At 69.2% G+C, this 15,990-nt stretch carries 16 protein-coding genes and 2 riboswitches; of the genes, 14 read left to right on the top strand and 2 right to left on the bottom strand.

Features of this window, described 5'->3' with window-relative positions; genetic code table 11:
- Positions 1 to 6 precede the first annotated feature (6 nt).
- Positions 7 to 116, bottom strand: a riboswitch (glycine riboswitch).
- Positions 117 to 214: riboswitch (glycine riboswitch) on the bottom strand. It abuts the riboswitch before it with no gap.
- A 182-nt stretch (positions 215 to 396) separates the two neighbouring features.
- The 10 genes from ACZ4UV_RS48260 to ACZ4UV_RS48215 all read left to right on the top strand — a co-directional run bounded on the left by ACZ4UV_RS48260 (position 397) and on the right by ACZ4UV_RS48215 (position 11,851).
- Positions 397 to 1,071 (top strand): AAA family ATPase, encoded by a 675-nt coding sequence (locus ACZ4UV_RS48260; RefSeq protein WP_451018407.1) that lies wholly within the window; start codon positions 397 to 399, stop codon positions 1,069 to 1,071.
- 81 nt (positions 1,072 to 1,152) lie between these two features.
- The gene (locus tag ACZ4UV_RS48255; protein ID WP_451018404.1) at positions 1,153 to 1,944 is read left to right on the top strand and encodes an enhanced serine sensitivity protein SseB; all 792 of its coding nucleotides are present in this window, start codon (positions 1,153 to 1,155) and stop codon (positions 1,942 to 1,944) included.
- 150 nt (positions 1,945 to 2,094) lie between these two features.
- Positions 2,095 to 2,892 (top strand): enhanced serine sensitivity protein SseB C-terminal domain-containing protein, encoded by a 798-nt coding sequence (locus ACZ4UV_RS48250; RefSeq protein WP_390040605.1) that lies wholly within the window; start codon positions 2,095 to 2,097, stop codon positions 2,890 to 2,892.
- 356 nt (positions 2,893 to 3,248) lie between these two features.
- Positions 3,249 to 4,247, top strand: a complete 999-nt coding sequence (locus ACZ4UV_RS48245; RefSeq protein ID WP_390040607.1) for an ABC transporter permease — start codon at positions 3,249 to 3,251, stop codon at positions 4,245 to 4,247.
- 58 nt (positions 4,248 to 4,305) lie between these two features.
- Entirely contained in the window at positions 4,306 to 6,057 is a 1,752-nt protein-coding gene (locus ACZ4UV_RS48240) for an ABC transporter substrate-binding protein (RefSeq protein ID WP_451018403.1), read from the top strand.
- Positions 6,058 to 6,129: 72 nt separating this feature from the next.
- Positions 6,130 to 7,137, top strand: coding sequence for an ABC transporter permease (locus ACZ4UV_RS48235; RefSeq protein ID WP_390040611.1), 1,008 nt, complete (start codon positions 6,130 to 6,132; stop codon positions 7,135 to 7,137).
- Positions 7,134 to 8,225, top strand: coding sequence for an ABC transporter ATP-binding protein (locus ACZ4UV_RS48230; protein ID WP_390040613.1), 1,092 nt, complete (start codon positions 7,134 to 7,136; stop codon positions 8,223 to 8,225). Before ACZ4UV_RS48235 ends, ACZ4UV_RS48230 begins: the two co-directional genes overlap by 4 nt.
- Complete coding sequence (locus ACZ4UV_RS48225) at positions 8,222 to 9,601, top strand: ABC transporter ATP-binding protein (RefSeq protein ID WP_467848290.1); 1,380 nt, start codon at positions 8,222 to 8,224, stop codon at positions 9,599 to 9,601. The genes ACZ4UV_RS48230 and ACZ4UV_RS48225 overlap by 4 nt, the downstream gene beginning before the upstream one ends.
- A 100-nt stretch (positions 9,602 to 9,701) precedes the next feature.
- On the top strand, positions 9,702 to 11,144 hold the full coding sequence (locus ACZ4UV_RS48220) for a M1 family metallopeptidase (protein ID WP_467848288.1): 1,443 nt from the start codon (positions 9,702 to 9,704) through the stop codon (positions 11,142 to 11,144).
- A gap of 47 nt (positions 11,145 to 11,191) precedes the next feature.
- Positions 11,192 to 11,851 (top strand): trimeric intracellular cation channel family protein, encoded by a 660-nt coding sequence (locus ACZ4UV_RS48215; RefSeq protein WP_351491083.1) that lies wholly within the window; start codon positions 11,192 to 11,194, stop codon positions 11,849 to 11,851.
- Here ACZ4UV_RS48215 and ACZ4UV_RS48210 read toward each other — a convergent pair.
- Positions 11,760 to 12,983 carry an alpha/beta hydrolase gene (locus tag ACZ4UV_RS48210; RefSeq protein WP_451018406.1) on the bottom strand — a complete coding sequence of 408 codons (1,224 nt, stop codon included), beginning with the start codon at positions 12,981 to 12,983 and terminating at the stop codon, positions 11,760 to 11,762. The two genes, ACZ4UV_RS48215 and ACZ4UV_RS48210, sit on opposite strands and share 92 nt — an antisense overlap.
- A 165-nt stretch (positions 12,984 to 13,148) precedes the next feature.
- Between ACZ4UV_RS48210 and ACZ4UV_RS48205 the strand changes: the two genes are divergently transcribed.
- Both ACZ4UV_RS48205 and ACZ4UV_RS48200 read left to right on the top strand, forming a co-directional pair.
- Positions 13,149 to 14,000 (top strand): thioesterase family protein, encoded by an 852-nt coding sequence (locus ACZ4UV_RS48205; RefSeq protein WP_451018400.1) that lies wholly within the window; start codon positions 13,149 to 13,151, stop codon positions 13,998 to 14,000.
- Positions 14,001 to 14,234: 234 nt separating this feature from the next.
- Positions 14,235 to 14,609 (top strand): hypothetical protein, encoded by a 375-nt coding sequence (locus ACZ4UV_RS48200; protein ID WP_467848277.1) that lies wholly within the window; start codon positions 14,235 to 14,237, stop codon positions 14,607 to 14,609.
- Positions 14,610 to 14,669: 60 nt separating this feature from the next.
- Here the strand turns inward: ACZ4UV_RS48200 and ACZ4UV_RS48195 are convergent, their stop codons facing one another.
- Positions 14,670 to 15,335, bottom strand: coding sequence for a TetR family transcriptional regulator (locus ACZ4UV_RS48195; protein WP_451022444.1), 666 nt, complete (start codon positions 15,333 to 15,335; stop codon positions 14,670 to 14,672).
- 120 nt (positions 15,336 to 15,455) lie between these two features.
- Here ACZ4UV_RS48195 and ACZ4UV_RS48190 point away from each other — a divergent pair, with 120 nt between their 5' ends.
- The gene (locus tag ACZ4UV_RS48190) at positions 15,456 to 15,623 is read left to right on the top strand and encodes a hypothetical protein (protein ID WP_293996862.1); all 168 of its coding nucleotides are present in this window, start codon (positions 15,456 to 15,458) and stop codon (positions 15,621 to 15,623) included.
- A 35-nt stretch (positions 15,624 to 15,658) separates the two neighbouring features.
- Complete coding sequence (locus tag ACZ4UV_RS48185) at positions 15,659 to 15,937, top strand: DUF4190 domain-containing protein (RefSeq protein ID WP_451022445.1); 279 nt, start codon at positions 15,659 to 15,661, stop codon at positions 15,935 to 15,937.
- The last annotated feature ends 53 nt before the right edge of the window (positions 15,938 to 15,990 follow it).

Raw genomic sequence — 15,990 nt, 5'->3', positions numbered from 1 at the left:
GGGCTGTCCTCCCCATCTGTCATCGGAACCTGAGAGGTTCGCCCTGACCACGGATGTGACCACGACTTGCACCTTGGGTGGAGCCACTGACACAGCGGCCCGCTTTTCAGATGTGCCTCGCCCGCGCGGTAACGGGGCCTGAGAGATTCAAGGGAGGGACTTGCTCCTTCGGCGCCCCAGCGAAGACGGCTGGGGACTCTCCCGCGCGGATTCAAGCGGCCGGTATGCAGTTGGCGCGGACATCATTGCACGCCGCCCGGGGCCGTGGCAGGCCGGACCTGGCCCTCCGTTCTGTGACGGGCCTGTGGCAGTACGCGAACGGAACCGCGAGACGCCGTGATTACCTTCTCTTTACGTTAAGTGGGGAGAACCTTTCCTGAACCCCCAGGGAGGACGATCACGGTGACAAGGACCACGGCATACGCGACGACGACGGGCATCGCCGTGCCCCGGCAGCCGGCGGCCCCGGCCCGCGAGCGGTGCGGCGAGCTCCCCGCACCGGTCGTCCGCGACCTGCGCGATCGCGCCGGGCACAGCCCGCACGGCCTGCTCTTCGGCCCCCGTGACCTGGTCGTGGTCACGGGGCTGCCCGGCAGCGGCAAGTCCACCCTGATGCACCGCACCGTCCAGGGCATCCGTATCGACTCCCAGGACACCCGCGACCGCTGGGACTCCCGCCTGGCCCGCCTCCTGCCGTACGCCGTCTACCGCCCGCTGGTCCGCATCGCCCACTACGCCGGGCTGCGTCGGGCCCTCGGCACCGGCGAGGGCGTGGTCGTGCACGACTGCGGGACCCAGGCCTGGGTGCGCGACTGGCTGGCCCGGGAGGCCCGCCGCCGCGGCGGCACCCTGCACCTGCTGCTCCTCGACGTCACGCCGGGCACGGCACTGGACGGCCAGCGCGAACGCGGCCGGGGCGTCTCCCGGTACGCCTTCCTGCGCCACCGCCGGGCGGCCGGGCGGCTGCTGCGCGCGGCGGAGAAGGGGAGGCTGCCCGAGGGCGTCGGTTCGGCGGTCCTCCTCGACCGGGACGCGGCGGACGTACTGCGCCGGATCGCCTTCGCGGCCTGAATCGGCTGGTGGGGTGGCTTTGTCGGTGTCACCCGCTAGCCTTTCCAGCCTCACCAGTGGTTTCCAGCAGGCGGTAGGCAGATGGACTTCCCGGCGGACATTCCCGCGGACTTCCCGGCACAGGCGCACCCCCACCCGCACGGCGGGTGGCCCGGCAACGAACTGGAGGAGGTCCTGTCGGCCTCCCTCGGCGTGCCCGCGGCGGCGGGCCGGCTCATCGAGGTACTGGGCCGGAGTTTCCTGTGGATCCCGCTGCCCGAGGGCGGCGGCCCGCACAGCGGCCCGCTGGACCTGCCCACGACGGAGATCGCGGGCCAGGTGTACGTGCCGGTCTTCAGCTCCGAGGAGCAGTTCCGCCTGGTGGCCGGCTCCCATCTGTCGTACACGATCGCCCCGGCGGTCGAGTTCGCCCGCGGGCTGCCCCCGCAGGTCGGCATCGCCGTGAACCCCGGGGGAGTCGTCGGGGTCCCGCTGCCGCCGGAGGCGGTCGCCCAGCTCTGCCGGACCGGCCGTACCGAACTGGACGGCCCCGCCTCCGGCGGCCGGGTCCGCCTCTTCGAACCGGACTGGCAGGACGACCCGATGGACTTCCTGGCCGCGGCGTCGGCGGAGTTCGCGGCGATCGGCGTCGTCGCCTCGGCCCGCCGCTGCCTCGCCGCGGTCGAGACTGCGGACCCGGTGATGTTCGTGGGCGTCGAACTCTCCCAGTGGGAGGGCGACGTGCGCGCCCTGCCCCTGGAGGCCCTGGGCAAGGCACTGGGCCGGGTGCCGGTGAGGTGGCCGGTGAACCTGGTCCTGCTCGACGTGGCGGACGACCCGGTCGGCCACTGGATGCGGGAGAACGTGCGTCCCTTCTATCAATACGGCCACTAGAAACGCCCTCAGGGCAGCCAACCAAGGGGCGCGGGGAACTGCGCGACCAGCCACCACGAAGCCGCACCCGCGCACGGACAATCGGCCCCCGCCCCCTGGGCGCATAAGCTGTCTCCAAACGCGGGGCACCAGATGAAGGGGCGGTAACACGTGAGCGCCAGCGGCACCGCGGCGACCGGACAGGTCGAGCACATGCTGCGCCAGGTAACCCCCGGGCGCTACGACGCCTACGAGGCACTCCTCCGCGCCCTCGCCACGCCCTCCTCCGGCCAGATCTGGATGCTCCTCTGGCACGGCCAGGCCGGCTCCCCCGACGCCCAGTACGGGAACATGGAGGTCGAGGGCCACGGCTACGCCCCCTGTGTGACCTCGGCCCAGGAACTCTCCGCGAGCGGCTGGAACCGCTCGTACGAGGTGGTCGACGGCATCGACGTGGCCCGCACCCTCTACCCCGACCACTTCGGCCTCTGGCTCAACCCGCACGCACCGGGCGGCGGCGTCGGCATCCCCTGGCTGGACCTGCGCCGCATCGCCACCGGCCTGGACCGCCAGCCGGCCGGCCCGCTCCGGCTCACCGAACCGGCCATCGAGATCCCGCAGTTCTACGCCCTGCTCACGCAGAACGCCCACCGCACCCCCGCGGTGCGCTCCCTGCGCCGCGCCTGGGTGCAGCCGGCCCTCGGGGCGCCGTACCTCGCGATCGGCCTGGACGTGTACGACACCTCGCCGCCGGCCGTGGACTCGGTGCGGGGGATGATGCAGCAGTCGATCGGGGCGGTGCCGGACGGGCTGCCGGTGTCGACGGTCGCGATGACCGACGAGTACGACCCGGTCGTGATGTGGATGCGGGCGACGGCACGGCCGTTCTACGACCGCGAAGCCCACGCGGCGCTGCCGCCGGCGCCGGCGACGGGGTACGGGTATCCACCGGCCCAGGGCGGTTACTGACGCGACGGGGCGCTCTCCCCTCGGGTCGACCGAGGGGGTTCACAAGATTTACGTAACGAACACATTTCTCCGCGCGTAGATGACGCCGGAACGCTCCGTTCCGGCCGGATTCGGCGTTCTGTCCCAACTGACCCGTGTCCGAGGGGCGTTACCCACTGTTCGGATAACGGAATCCCTCGGACTGCATCACGGTTGCGCATACTTTCTTCGCCAGATCTGGCGGGTGATCGCGACGACGCTGAAGACTCGCCAGTCAGACATGAGGTCGGTTTAAACCTCATGATCGAGCAAGTCGACAAAGCCGCAATCCGCGGCTGGCGTAGGCCGGTCACCGCCGGCGAGAGGGGTCGCTCACCGTGACCGCACCGATCGAGACCACCGGGGCGGCAGCCGAGGCACAGCCGGAGGCTGTGCTGGAGGGTGCCGGTAAGGGGCAGATCGAGGGTCGTTCCCTCGGACAGATCGCCTGGACCCGGTTCAAGAAGGACAGGGTCGCCGTGGCCGGCGGCATCGTTGTCGTTCTGCTGATTCTCGTCGCGATCCTCGCCCGCCCCATCCAGGCCCTGTTCGGTCTCGACCCCAACGCCTTCCACCAGGAGCTGATCGACGCCAACACCTCGCTGCCCAACGGCGGCTGGGGCGGCATGAGCCTCGATCACCCGCTGGGCGTGGATCCGAAGTTCGGCCGCGACATCGCCACCCGCATCCTGGAGGGCTCCTGGGTGTCGCTGGTCGTCGCCTTCGGCTCGACGATCCTGTCCAACGTGATCGGCGCGATCATGGGCGTCGTCGCGGGCTACTACGGCGGCCGGGTCGACTCGGTCATCAGCCGGCTGATGGACACCTTCCTGGCCTTCCCCCTCCTGCTGTTCGCCATCGCCATCTCCGCCACCCTCCAGGGCGGCGCGTTCGGCCTGAACGGACTGCCGCTGCACCTGAGCGTGCTCATATTCGTCATCGGCTTCTTCAACTGGCCCTACCTGGGCCGGATCGTGCGCGGCCAGACCCTCGCCCTGCGGGAGCGTGAGTTCGTCGACGCCTCCCGCGGCATGGGCGCCAAGGGCCCGTACATCCTGTTCCGGGAGCTGATGCCCAACCTGGTCGGCCCGATCATCGTCTACTCGACGCTGCTGATCCCGACCAACATCCTCTTCGAGGCGTCCCTCAGCTTCCTCGGCGTCGGCATCCAGCCCCCGCAGGCGTCCTGGGGCGGCATGCTCCGCGAAGCGGTGACGTACTACCAGGTCGATCCCGAGTACATGATCGTGCCCGGCCTTGCCATCTTCGTGACCGTGCTGGCGTTCAACCTGCTCGGTGACGGTCTCCGCGACGCTCTCGACCCGCGCAGCCGCTGACGCCTGCTGTCACCGAGAGCCCGAAAAGTTTCCGACAATGGAGGGGAACCCGCCCATCATGCGAAGGTCAGCGCTGGCCGCGATCGCGGCCATCGGCTCCGCCACCCTGCTGGTTGCAGGGTGCAGCAAGGCCGATGACAACAAGGACGGCAACGGCGGCAGCTCCGCCGCGGCCAACGCGGCTACCAAGGGTGTCGTCAACGCGTCCGACAAGAAGGGCGGGACGGTCACCTACGAGCTGTCCGACGTCCCGGACTCGTTCGACCCCGGTAACACGTACTACGCCTACATGTACAACTTCAGCCGGCTGTACGCCCGCCCGCTGATGACGTTCGAGCCCGGCCCCGGTTCCAAGGGCAACACCCTGGTCCCGGACCTCGCCGCGAGCAAGGGCGTTCCGAGCGACGGCGGCAAGACCTGGACGTACAAGCTGCGTTCGGGTCTGAAGTACCAGGACGGTACGGCGATCACGTCCAAGGACGTCAAGTACGCCGTCGAGCGCTCCAACTTCGCGCGTGACGTGCTCTCCCTCGGCCCGAACTACTTCCAGCAGTTCCTGGTCGGCGGCGACAAGTACAAGGGTCCCTACAAGGACAAGAGCGCCAAGGGCCTCGCGTCCATCGAGACCCCGGACGACACCACGATCGTCTTCCACCTGAAGCAGGCCTTCCAGGAGTTCGACTACCTGGTCTCGGCCCCGCAGACGGCCCCGGTCCCGCAGGCCAAGGACAACGGCGTCGACTACGTCAAGAACATCGTGTCCTCGGGCTCGTACCAGTTCCAGAGCTACCAGGACGGCAAGCAGGCCGTGCTGGTCCGCAACAAGAACTGGGACCCGAAGACCGACCCGCTGCGCAAGCAGCTGCCGGACAAGATCGTCGTCAACCTGAAGGTCAACGCCGAGACGATCGACAAGGACGTCCAGGCCGGCGACGCGATCGACCTCGGCGGCACGGGTGTCCAGGCCGCCACGCAGGCCCAGGTGCTCACCGACGCCAGCAAGAAGGCCAACACGGACAACACTTACGGTGGCCGTCTGGTCTACATGGCGATCAACACCAAGCTGAAGCCGTTCGACAACGTCGCCTGCCGCAAGGCCGTCGAGTACGCGATCGACAAGGTCTCGGTGCAGACCGCCGAGGGCGGCCCGATCCGCGGTGACGTCGCCACCACGGTGCTGCCGCCGGACATCCCGGGCTACTCGAAGGCGGACGTCTACGCCACCACCGGCAACAAGGGCGACGTGGCCAAGGCCAAGGAGCAGCTGAAGGCCTGCGGCAAGACGTCGATCAACACCAACATCACGGCCCGTTCGGACCGCCCGCAGGAGATCGACGCCGCCACGGCGATCATCAACTCGCTGAAGAAGGTCGGCATCAACGCCACCCTCAAGCAGTACCCCTCGGGCAAGTACTTCACCGACTACGCCGGTGTCCCGAACTTCGACAACAAGCAGAACGTCGGCCTGATGATGATGCAGTGGGGTGCCGACTGGCCGTCCGGCTACGGCTTCCTGCAGCAGATCCTGAACGGCCAGGCGATCAGCCAGTCCGGTAACACCAACCTGTCGCAGTACGACAACAAGACGGTCAACGGTCTGCTGGAGAAGGCGATCGGCACGCAGGACGACGCCGAGCGCAACAGCATCTACACGCAGATCGACAAGCAGACCATGGACGACGCCGCCCTGGTGCCGCTGACCTACTTCAAGGTCCTGCTGGCTCGCCCGACCACCTTCACCAACCTGGTCTCCACGGCGGCCTTCAGCGGCCAGTACGACTACCTCAACATCGGCGTCGCGTCGAAGTAGCAGCCCCGGAAGGCAGGTGAAGGCATTGGTGCCCGCGGGTCTCACGGCCCGCGGGCGCCAGCGCCGATCCCCGTGATCTCGTACATCCTCCGTCGGACGCTCGCAGCGGTGATCCTGCTGCTGGTCGTCTCCGCGGTCACCTTCGCCATCTTCTTCGTGCTGCCACGGCTGGCCGGGCAGACCGCCGACCAGTTGGCACAGCAGTACATCGGCAAGAGCCCGTCGAAGGCGGACATCGCCGCGGTCAAGCACAACCTCGGTCTGGACCAGCCCGTCTACGTCCAGTACTGGCACTTCATCAAGGGGATCGTCTCCGGCGCCACCTATGATCTGGGCCCCTCCACGGTGCACTGCGACGCACCGTGCTTCGGCTACTCCTTCAAGACCCACCAGGCGGTCTGGCCGCAGCTGACCTCCCGGATGCCGGTGACCCTGTCGCTGGCCCTCGGCGCGGCCGTGCTCTGGCTGGTCTCCGGCGTGGCGATCGGTGTGATCTCCGCGCTGAAGCCCCGCTCCTTCTTCGACCGCACCTTCATGGGTGTGGCCCTCGCCGGCGTCTCCCTGCCGATGTTCTTCACGGGCAACCTGGCGATCCTGCTCTTCACCTACCAGTGGCCGATCTTCGGTCGAACGTACGTCCCGCTCACCGAGAACCCGGCGCAATGGGCCAACACCCTGATCCCCGCCTGGTGCTCGCTCGCTCTCCTGTATTCGGCCATCTACGCGCGGCTCACCCGCTCGGGCATGCTGGAGACGATGAACGAGGACTACATCCGCACGGCCCGCGCCAAGGGCCTGCGCGAGCGCAAGGTCGTCGTCCGGCACGGACTGCGCGCCGCGCTCACCCCGATCATCACCGTCTTCGGCATGGACCTCGGTCTGCTGCTCGGCGGCGCGGTGATCACCGAGACCGTGTTCTCGCTGCACGGCATCGGCCAGTACGCGGTGCAGGCCATCGACGACAACGACCTGCCCCCGATCCTCGGCGTGACCCTGCTCGCCGCCTTCTTCGTCGTGATCGCAAATCTCCTGGTGGACCTGCTCTACGCGGCCGCCGACCCGCGGGTGAGGCTCTCGTGACCGAACTCTCCAAGACCGGCGCCGCCGTGGGCGAGCCCACGCCGGCCGCCCCGTCCGACGCCTTCCTCGAAGTCCGCGACCTCAAGGTGCACTTCCCGACCGACGACGGCATCGTCAAGTCGGTCGACGGCCTCAGCTTCTCGCTGGAGAAGGGCAAGACCCTCTCCATCGTCGGCGAGTCCGGCTCCGGCAAGTCCGTCACCTCGCTCGCCATCATGGGCCTGCACCGGCTCGGCGCCCGCGGCAAGAACGTCCGGATGTCCGGCGAGATCTGGCTCGGCGGCAAGGAGCTGGTGAACGCGTCCCCGGACGAGGTGCGCCGGCTCCGCGGCCGCGAGATGTCGATGATCTTCCAGGACCCGCTGTCCGCGATGCACCCGTACTACAAGGTCGGCGACCAGATCGTCGAGGCGTACCGGGTGCACCACAACGTCAGCAAGAAGGTCGCCCGTACCCGCGCCATCGAGATGCTCGACCGGGTCGGCATCCCCGAGCCCGCCAAGCGCGTCGACGGCTACCCGCACGAGTTCTCCGGCGGTATGCGCCAGCGCGCCATGATCGCCATGGCCCTGGTCAACAACCCCGAGCTGCTCATCGCGGACGAGCCGACCACCGCGCTCGACGTCACCGTCCAGGCGCAGATCCTCGACCTGATCCGCGACCTCCAGAAGGAGTTCGGCTCCGCGGTCATCCTCATCACCCACGACCTGGGTGTGGTGGCCGAGATCGCCGACGACGTGCTGGTGATGTACGGCGGCCGGTGCGTGGAGCGCGGCCCGGTCGACGAGATCTTCGAGAAGCCGCAGCACCCCTACACCTGGGGCCTGCTGGGCTCGATGCCGCGCATCGACCGCGAGACCTCCGACCGGCTCATCCCGGTCAAGGGACAGCCGCCGAGCCTCATCAACGTCCCCTCGGGCTGCGCCTTCCACCCGCGCTGCCCGTACGCGGACCTCCCCAAGGGGAACGTCACCCGCACGGTCCGCCCCGAGCTGGAGCTGGTCGACGGCGGCCACTGGTCCGCCTGCCACCTCTCGGCCGAGGACCGCACGCGGATCTGGACCGAAGAGATTGCGCCGAAGCTGTGAGCGACACGAAGAAGACCGATGACGCCGTCATCCCGCAGCAGGCGTCGGCTCCCGAGAAGGCCTCCGGAGACCGGGAGGTGCTGCTGAAGGTCGAGGGCCTGCAGAAGCACTTCCCGATCAAGAAGGGCATCCTGCAGCGGCAGGTCGGCGCGGTGAAGGCCGTCGACGGCATCGACTTCGAGGTGCGCAAGGGCGAGACCCTGGGCGTGGTCGGCGAGTCGGGCTGCGGCAAGTCGACCATGGGCCGGGTCATCACCCGCCTCCAGGACCCGACCGGCGGCAAGGTCACCTTCGAGGGGCAGGACATCACGCACCTGTCCACCACGAAGATGCGTCCGCTGCGCCGCGACATCCAGATGATCTTCCAGGACCCGTACGGCTCCCTGAACCCCCGGCACACCATCGGCTCGATCGTCTCCGCGCCGTTCCGGCTGCAGGGTGTCGAGCCGGAGGGCGGGGTCAAGAAGGAGGTCCAGCGCCTCCTGGAGCTGGTGGGTCTGAGCCCCGAGCACTACAACCGCTACCCGCACGAGTTCTCCGGCGGCCAGCGCCAGCGCATCGGCATCGCCCGCGCGCTCGCCCTGAAGCCGAAGCTGGTGGTGGCCGACGAGCCCGTCTCCGCCCTGGACGTCTCCATCCAGGCGCAGGTCGTCAACCTCATGGACGACCTCCAGGAGGAGCTGGGCCTGACCTATGTGATCATCGCCCACGACCTCTCCGTGGTCCGGCACGTCTCGGACCGGGTCGCGGTGATGTACCTCGGCAAGATCGTCGAACTCGCCGACAGCACCAAGCTGTACGAGTCGCCGATGCACCCGTACACCAAGGCGCTGATGTCGGCGGTGCCGGTCCCGGACCCGAAGCGGCGCGGGCAGAAGAGCGAGCGCATCCTGCTCCGCGGTGACGTGCCGTCGCCGATCGCCCCGCCGTCCGGTTGCCGCTTCCACACCCGGTGCTGGAAGGCGACGGAGATCTGCAGGACGACGGAGCCGCCGCTCCTCGAGCTCCGTCCGGGCCAGCGGGTGGCGTGCCACCACCCCGAGAACTTCGCCGACCAGGCCCCGCAGGACACCGTTCTGCTGACGGCGGCGAAGGAGGCCTCGGAGCTGGTGGGCGAGGCGGTCCTGGAGGAGTCGGCGGAGCCGGCCGAGGCCACGGAGGCCGCGACCACCGAGCCGGCCGCGACCACGGACGCTCCCGAGGCCGAGGCCGAAGCCGAGGCCGAGGCCGAAGCCGAGGCCGAAGCCGAAGCAGCCGAGGAGCCGGTGGCCGACGAGCCGGTGGCCGACGAGGCTGCGGCCGAGGACGCGGAGAAGTCCGCGGCCGGTGATGCCACAGCCGGGTCACAGGCATCACAGGAGTCAACCGACAAGTAGCGCATGACACAACTGAGCAAAGTCATGTACATGCCTTAACGGGAGAGCGCAGAGTCGACCGTGTCCGTCCACTGACCGGCACGCTCGAAAGGGACGACTCATGCGCCTCTCCCGTTCGGCACGTCTGGCGGCCGCCCGCCCGTCGCCCACCACCCTCAAACGACGCGCTACGCGCGGAAGCGCCTTTTTAGCCGCGGCGGCCGCCTCCTTCGTCATAGCCGCCGCCCCCGCCCCCACCCCGGGCGCCGACGGCATCGGCGACCCCTACTTCCCCCAGCTCGGCAACGGCGGCTTCGACGCCCGCCACTACGACCTCGACGTGGCCTACGCCCCGGACACCGGCCGCCTGGACGGCCGTACCACCCTCACCGCCCGCGCCACCCAGAACCTCTCCGCCTTCGATCTCGACCTCCAGAAGCTGGAGGTCACGAAGGTCGAAGTGAACGGCAGACGCGCCGGGTTCACGCGCACCGGCGACGAGATCACCGTCACCCCGCGGGACGCGCTCCGCAAGGGCCGTGACTTCACGGTCTCCGTCACCTACGGCGGGATCCCCGAACCCCTCAACGGGCCCATCGTCTTCGGCTCCGACTACGGCTGGATGAAGACCTCCGACGGTGTCTTCGTCGCCTGTGAGCCCAACGCGGCCTCCACCTGGTTCCCGTCCAGCGACCACCCCTCCGACAAGGCCACCTACGACATCCGCATCAAGGCCCCCGAGGGCCTGACCGGGGTCTCCAACGGTCGGCTGGTCTCGACGTACGACAAGGGCGGCTCCACGTACACCCACTGGCACGAGGGCAGGCCGATGGCGACCTACCTCGCCACCGCGACCATCGGGAAGTTCGACGTGCGGACGGGGAAGACCCCCTCCGGGATCCCCATCTACGTCGCCATCGACCCGGTCCTCGCGAACAGCAACAGCGTCGACGTGTACGCCGTCACCGCCGCCGCCACCGACTACTGGTCGCAGCTCTTCGGGCCGTATCCCTTCGAGGAGACCGGGGCCATCGTCGACGACATGCCCGAGGCGGGGTTCTCGCTGGAGGTGCAGAGCAAGCCGGCCTACTCGGCGGTGCGCAGCGAGACCACGATCGTGCACGAGCTGGCCCACCAGTGGTTCGGCGACTCGGTGAGCGTGGCGCAGTGGAAGGACATCTGGCTCAACGAGGGCTTCGCCACCTACGCCCAGTGGCTGTGGGCGGAGCACCAGGGCACCAGGTCCGCCCACGACTCGTTCCTCGCCGCCTACAACGCGCGGGCCGCCGACAACCCCTTCTGGCAGATCACCGTCGCCGACCCGCAGCGCGACACCATGTTCGCCTCGGCCGTCTACCAGCGCGGCGCGATGACCCTCCAGATGCTGCGCGAACGCATCGGCGACACGGCGTTCTTCAAGCTGCTCCCGGCCTGGACGAAGCTGCACCGCTACGGCAACGCCGACACCGCCGACTTCGTCCGCCTCGCGGAGAAGGTCAGCGGGCAGCAGCTGGACGACCTGTTCCAGACCTGGCTGTTCACCACAGGGAAACCCGCCCTGTAGACCTGGGTTTGTAAGGTTCATGCGCCCTGACAGGCCACAATGTCAGGGTGCAGCTCCAGCAACTCTTCTCTCCCTCCGTCCAGCACACGCTCGACGTCATCGGCATCTTCGTGTTCGCCATCTCCGGCGCGCTGCTGGCCGTCCGCAAGAACTTCGACGTCTTCGGCATCGGAGTGATGGCCGAGGTCACCGCGCTGGGCGGGGGGATCTTCCGGGACGTGATCATCGGGGCAGTGCCCCCCGCCGCCTTCACGGACCTCGGGTACTTCATGACCCCGCTCATCGCCGCCCTGGTGGTGTTCTTCCTGCACCCGCACGTCGAGCGGATCCAGTCGGCGGTCCTGGTCTTCGACGCGGCCGGCCTCGGCCTGTTCGCCGTCAGCGGCACGACGAAGGCGTACTCCTACGGCCTCAACCTCACCGCCTCCGCCGCCCTGGGGCTCGCCACCGCGGTCGGCGGTGGCGTGCTCCGGGACGTGCTCGCCAACGAGGTTCCCTCGCTGCTGCGCTGGGACCGCGACCTGTACGCGGTCCCGGCGATCGTCGGGGCGACGACGGTGGTGCTGTGCATCCACTACGACGCGCTGAACCCGCTCACCAGCGGGCTCGCCGTCGTCACCGCTTTCGTACTGCGCCTGCTCGCGATGCGGTACCACTGGCGAGCGCCGCGTGCGTGGAACCGGCGCTCGACGGTTCGAGAGGAGTAGTGGAGCGGCCCCTGACGTGGCTCTGGCCCATGTTCACCGTGAGCCACTCGAACACGGTCGTCACCTGGGGCCGCCACAGCGCCATGTTGTGGCCGCCGTCGCTGCGCGGCAGGAACACCACGTGCACGGTGGTCGGCGCCTTGGCGATCTGTTCGAGCGCCACCCCGGCCTGGTAGCCGTCACCGGACTCGCCGGAGAGGTAGAGGGCGATCCGGGGCGGGCTGACCGCCTTGCGCAGCAGCAGGTAGGGGTTGTTCTGCTCGCGCAGGGGCACGCTCTGCGCGGCGAGCGAGTTGCGCTCGCCGATCGGGTCGTTGTAGCCGGACAGGCTGACCGCGGCCCGGTAGCGGTCCGGGTGGGCGACGGCCAGCTTGACCGCGCAGTGCGCGCCGGCCGAGTAGCCGGCGGTGGCCCAGTTCGCCGGGGCGGGGGCGGCCCGGAAGTTGTCGGTCACCATCTTCGGGACGTCGATGCTCAGCCAGCTGTCGGCGTTGACCGTGCCCGGGATGTTGGCGCAGCCGGTGTCCACGCCGGCCAGCAGATTGGTGCGCGGCGCGACCAGGATGAAGGGCGCGACCCTGCCGCTCCTCATCAGCGGTTCCAGCTGGGCGGTCACCTTCATCGAGCCGAACCAGGCCTTGGCCGAGCCGGGGTAGCCCGGCAGCAGCTCCACGACCGGGAACTTGTGGTTCCGGTACTGCGGCTCGTTGTACTGGGGTGGCAGCCACACGTAGACCTCGGCGTTCACCCCGGAGATCCGGCCCTTGAGCTGGGTGACCCGCACTCCGCGCATGCCCGGTCCGCTGGCCGCGGTGAAGGACTGCTTCACCTTGGGCAGCGTTTTCAGCGCTATGCCGCCGGTACCGTCCTGGCCGAGGTTCGCGGCCTGCTGGACGTGGTTGCCGGTACCGAGGAGGTCGGCCCAGTTGTCGTACAGGTTGTTCTCGTTGTTGACCAGCACGAAGATCAGCGTCACCGCCGTGGCCTGGGCGAACAGCAGCATCAGGACCCGGGCCGTGGTACGCACGACCTTGGGGCCCCGCATCCGCGACCACAGGAAGAGCGGCAGTATGAGGGCGACCACCGACAGGACGATGGACGTGTAGAGGAACGGAGTCCCGGTGAGGCTCATGTCCCCATAGAGGGGATTCACGGGCCCCGGGTTACGGACGTGTCCGGACACTTACCTAGAAATTGCCGGAACCTCACTCGGTGGAGGGATCCCTTACCGGACGGCCCGCTGGTGCGTGGATCACAAAAGCTACCGCTTAGTAATCACCTCTTGTACTGTTCAGGCATGCCAGAAGCAGCATCCACGCGGGCCGTGATCGGTGACAGCGAGTTCGACCGCGACACCGCGGTCACCCGGCGCGCTCCCGGCGTCTACGACATCGACCTCTCGGCCGGCTGGACCATCATCAGTGCCGTGAACGGCGGCTATCTCCTTGCCGTGCTCGGCCGGGCGCTCGCGGACACGCTCCCGCACCCGGACCCGTTCACCGTCTCGGCGCACTACCTGACCGCGTCCCAGCCGGGCCCGGCCGTGATCCGCACGGACACCGTCCGCACCGGCCGCACCCTCTCCACCGGCCAGGCCTCGCTCTTCCAGTACGACGACGAGGGCAACGAGGTCGAACGCATCCGCGTCCTCGCCTCCTACGGCGACCTCACCACCCTCCCCGACGACGTCCGTACGACGGCGACCCCGCCCGCCTTTCCGCCCATGGAGCACTGCTTCGGCCCGGAGGACGGTCCGGCGCCGGTCGACGGCAGCTCCGCCATCACCGAGCGCCTGATGCTCAAGCTGGACCCGGCCACCCTCGGCTGGGCTCTCGGCGCGCCCTCCGGCAAGGGCGAGATGCGCTCCTGGTTCGGCCTCGCGGACGGCCGTGACGCGGACCCGCTCTCCCTCCTCCTGGCGGTGGACGCGCTGCCGCCCACCGCGTTCGAGATCGGCCTCAAGGGCTGGGTCCCCACGGTCGAACTCACCGTCCACGTCCGCCACCGCCCCGCCCCGGGCCCGCTGCGCGTCTCCATCACCACCCGCAACCTGGCCGGCGGCTTCCTGGAGGAGGACGCGGAGGTCTGGGACACCGAGGACCGCCTGGTGGCCCAGTCCCGCCAGCTGGCCCGGGTCCGGCTCGGCTGAGCCCGGCCCCGGACCGGCGCGTCACCGTTTCGACAGCGGGTACCTCGTTCTGTCACGAGCGTGTACCAGCGAGTAGGTGCGGCCTCAGCGTGAACTGCCAGTTCACCGCTGCCTCTTGGGAAGCGCTTTACCTCGTTGACAGGCGGCGAACAGTGCGGGCCCAAGAAGGCCTTAAGCGCCGTTGATTGAGTGCCACTCCTCAGGACTCCCTCATCCTCAATGGAGTTGTCTCTCATGAAGCGTGTACGTCTCGTCCCCGCCGTGGCTCTGCTCGCGCTGTCCCCGCTGCTGCTGACCGCGTGCGGCGGTTCGGGCGACTCGTCGTCCTCCGGCAGTGGCAACTCCGGTCAGTCGCAGTCCTGTCAGGCTCCGTCCGGCATGCCCACCGGCAACGCCTCGGGCAGGCCCAGCGGCGCCCCGACCGGCAACTCCACCGCCAAGCCGACCGGCACCCCCACCGGCATGCCGAGCGGTGCGCCGGGCGGCGGCCAGGGCGGTCAGGGCGGCCCCGGCGGCGGCATGGGCGGCTGCGGCGGTGGTCAGGGCGGCCCCGGTGCCGGCGGCGCGGCGCCCAGCGGCGCGCCGACCGCGCAGGCGACGAAGAGCTGACCGCAGGGGTCGTACGACAGGGGCGGCGCGTCCGGCGAACGGACGCGCCGCCCCTGTGCGTCACGGCTCCTGGTCCAGCCAGTGCTGCCGGCCGAGGCTGATCAGCCGCAGCTGCCGGGTGGCGACCTGGACGACGCGCTGCCGCTGCGCCTGCGAGGGCTCCGGGGACTCCGGGGACTCCGGCGACTCCGCGGACTCCAAGGTCTCCAGGAAGAGGGAGGCGGTGATGAGCATCTGGTCCACGTAGAGGTGGGCAAGCATCAGCAGGTCGTCGTCGTTCCACCCCTCGGCCTCGGGGTCCTTGGCCAGCTCGGTCTTGACCTCCTCCGCGAACCGGGCGAGCTGGGCCCGTATCGCCTCCCGCACCGGCTGTACCCCGCCGTGCCGCTCCCGGGCGATGAACCGGACGTGCGCCGGGTGCGCGGCCACGTGGTCGGCGATCAGTTGCACGGCCCGGGTGATGCGCTCCGCGCCGGCCGTCGCGACCGTGGTGCGGACCATCGGATGCAGGCTGCCCAGCGCCTCGTCGACGAGGGCGACGCCGAGGTCGGCGGTGGAGCGGAAGTGCCGGTAGAAGGCGGTCGGGGCGACGCCCACGGCGCGGGTGACCTCGCGCAGTCCCAGGCTGCTCAGGCTCTGCTCCTCCAGCAGGGCGAGCGCCGCGTCCAGGAAGGCCTGGCGGGTCTTCTGCTTCTGGGCCTGTCGGATGCCGAGGGTGTGACTCATGTCATCCAGTTAACAACTGTTCTCCGGAATTGAAAAGCCGTGCGAGTTGCTAGACTCGAAGTCAGTGAACAACTGTTACTACAACCGTTCACCCAAATGTAACGGAGGGGGATCGACCCCATGCTGTTCCTCGTCGCCGCACTCATGCTGCTCGGCGTGGTGCTGGGCACCGTGGCCCACGCGCCGCTCGACGTCACCGCAGGACTCGCCGCCGTGATCGTCGTCTGGCTGGCCGGCTTCGCAGTCCGCGAGCGCCTCGCCCGCCGCCGCCACACCCCGACCAACTGACCTTCCGTCCCCGCTCGCTTGAGGAGCTGAGCATGATGCAACTCACCGCCCCGGCCAACCCCCGCCCCGAGACCCGCACCCGCACCCGCGACGCCGACGGTATGGCCGTCGCCTCCTTCATCCTCGGTCTCCTCGGCCTCCTGGTCCTGAACCTGTTCCTGGGCCCGATCGCGATCATCCTGGCCCTGGTCTCCCTGTGGCGCGGCACCGTCCGCAAGGGCCGCGCGTACCTGGGCCTGGCCCTGGGTGTCGCCGACCTCGCGGTCCTGGCGGTCGCGGTGGAGGCGTCGAACACGATCTCCTGGAGCCTGTAAGCGGGGTTCAGGACAGCGCGCCCGAAGGGGCGCGGGGAACTGCGCGACCAGCC

Source organism: Streptomyces sp. NPDC028289, assembly GCF_055565975.1.
This window is presented reverse-complemented; position numbering and strand designations above follow the sequence as displayed.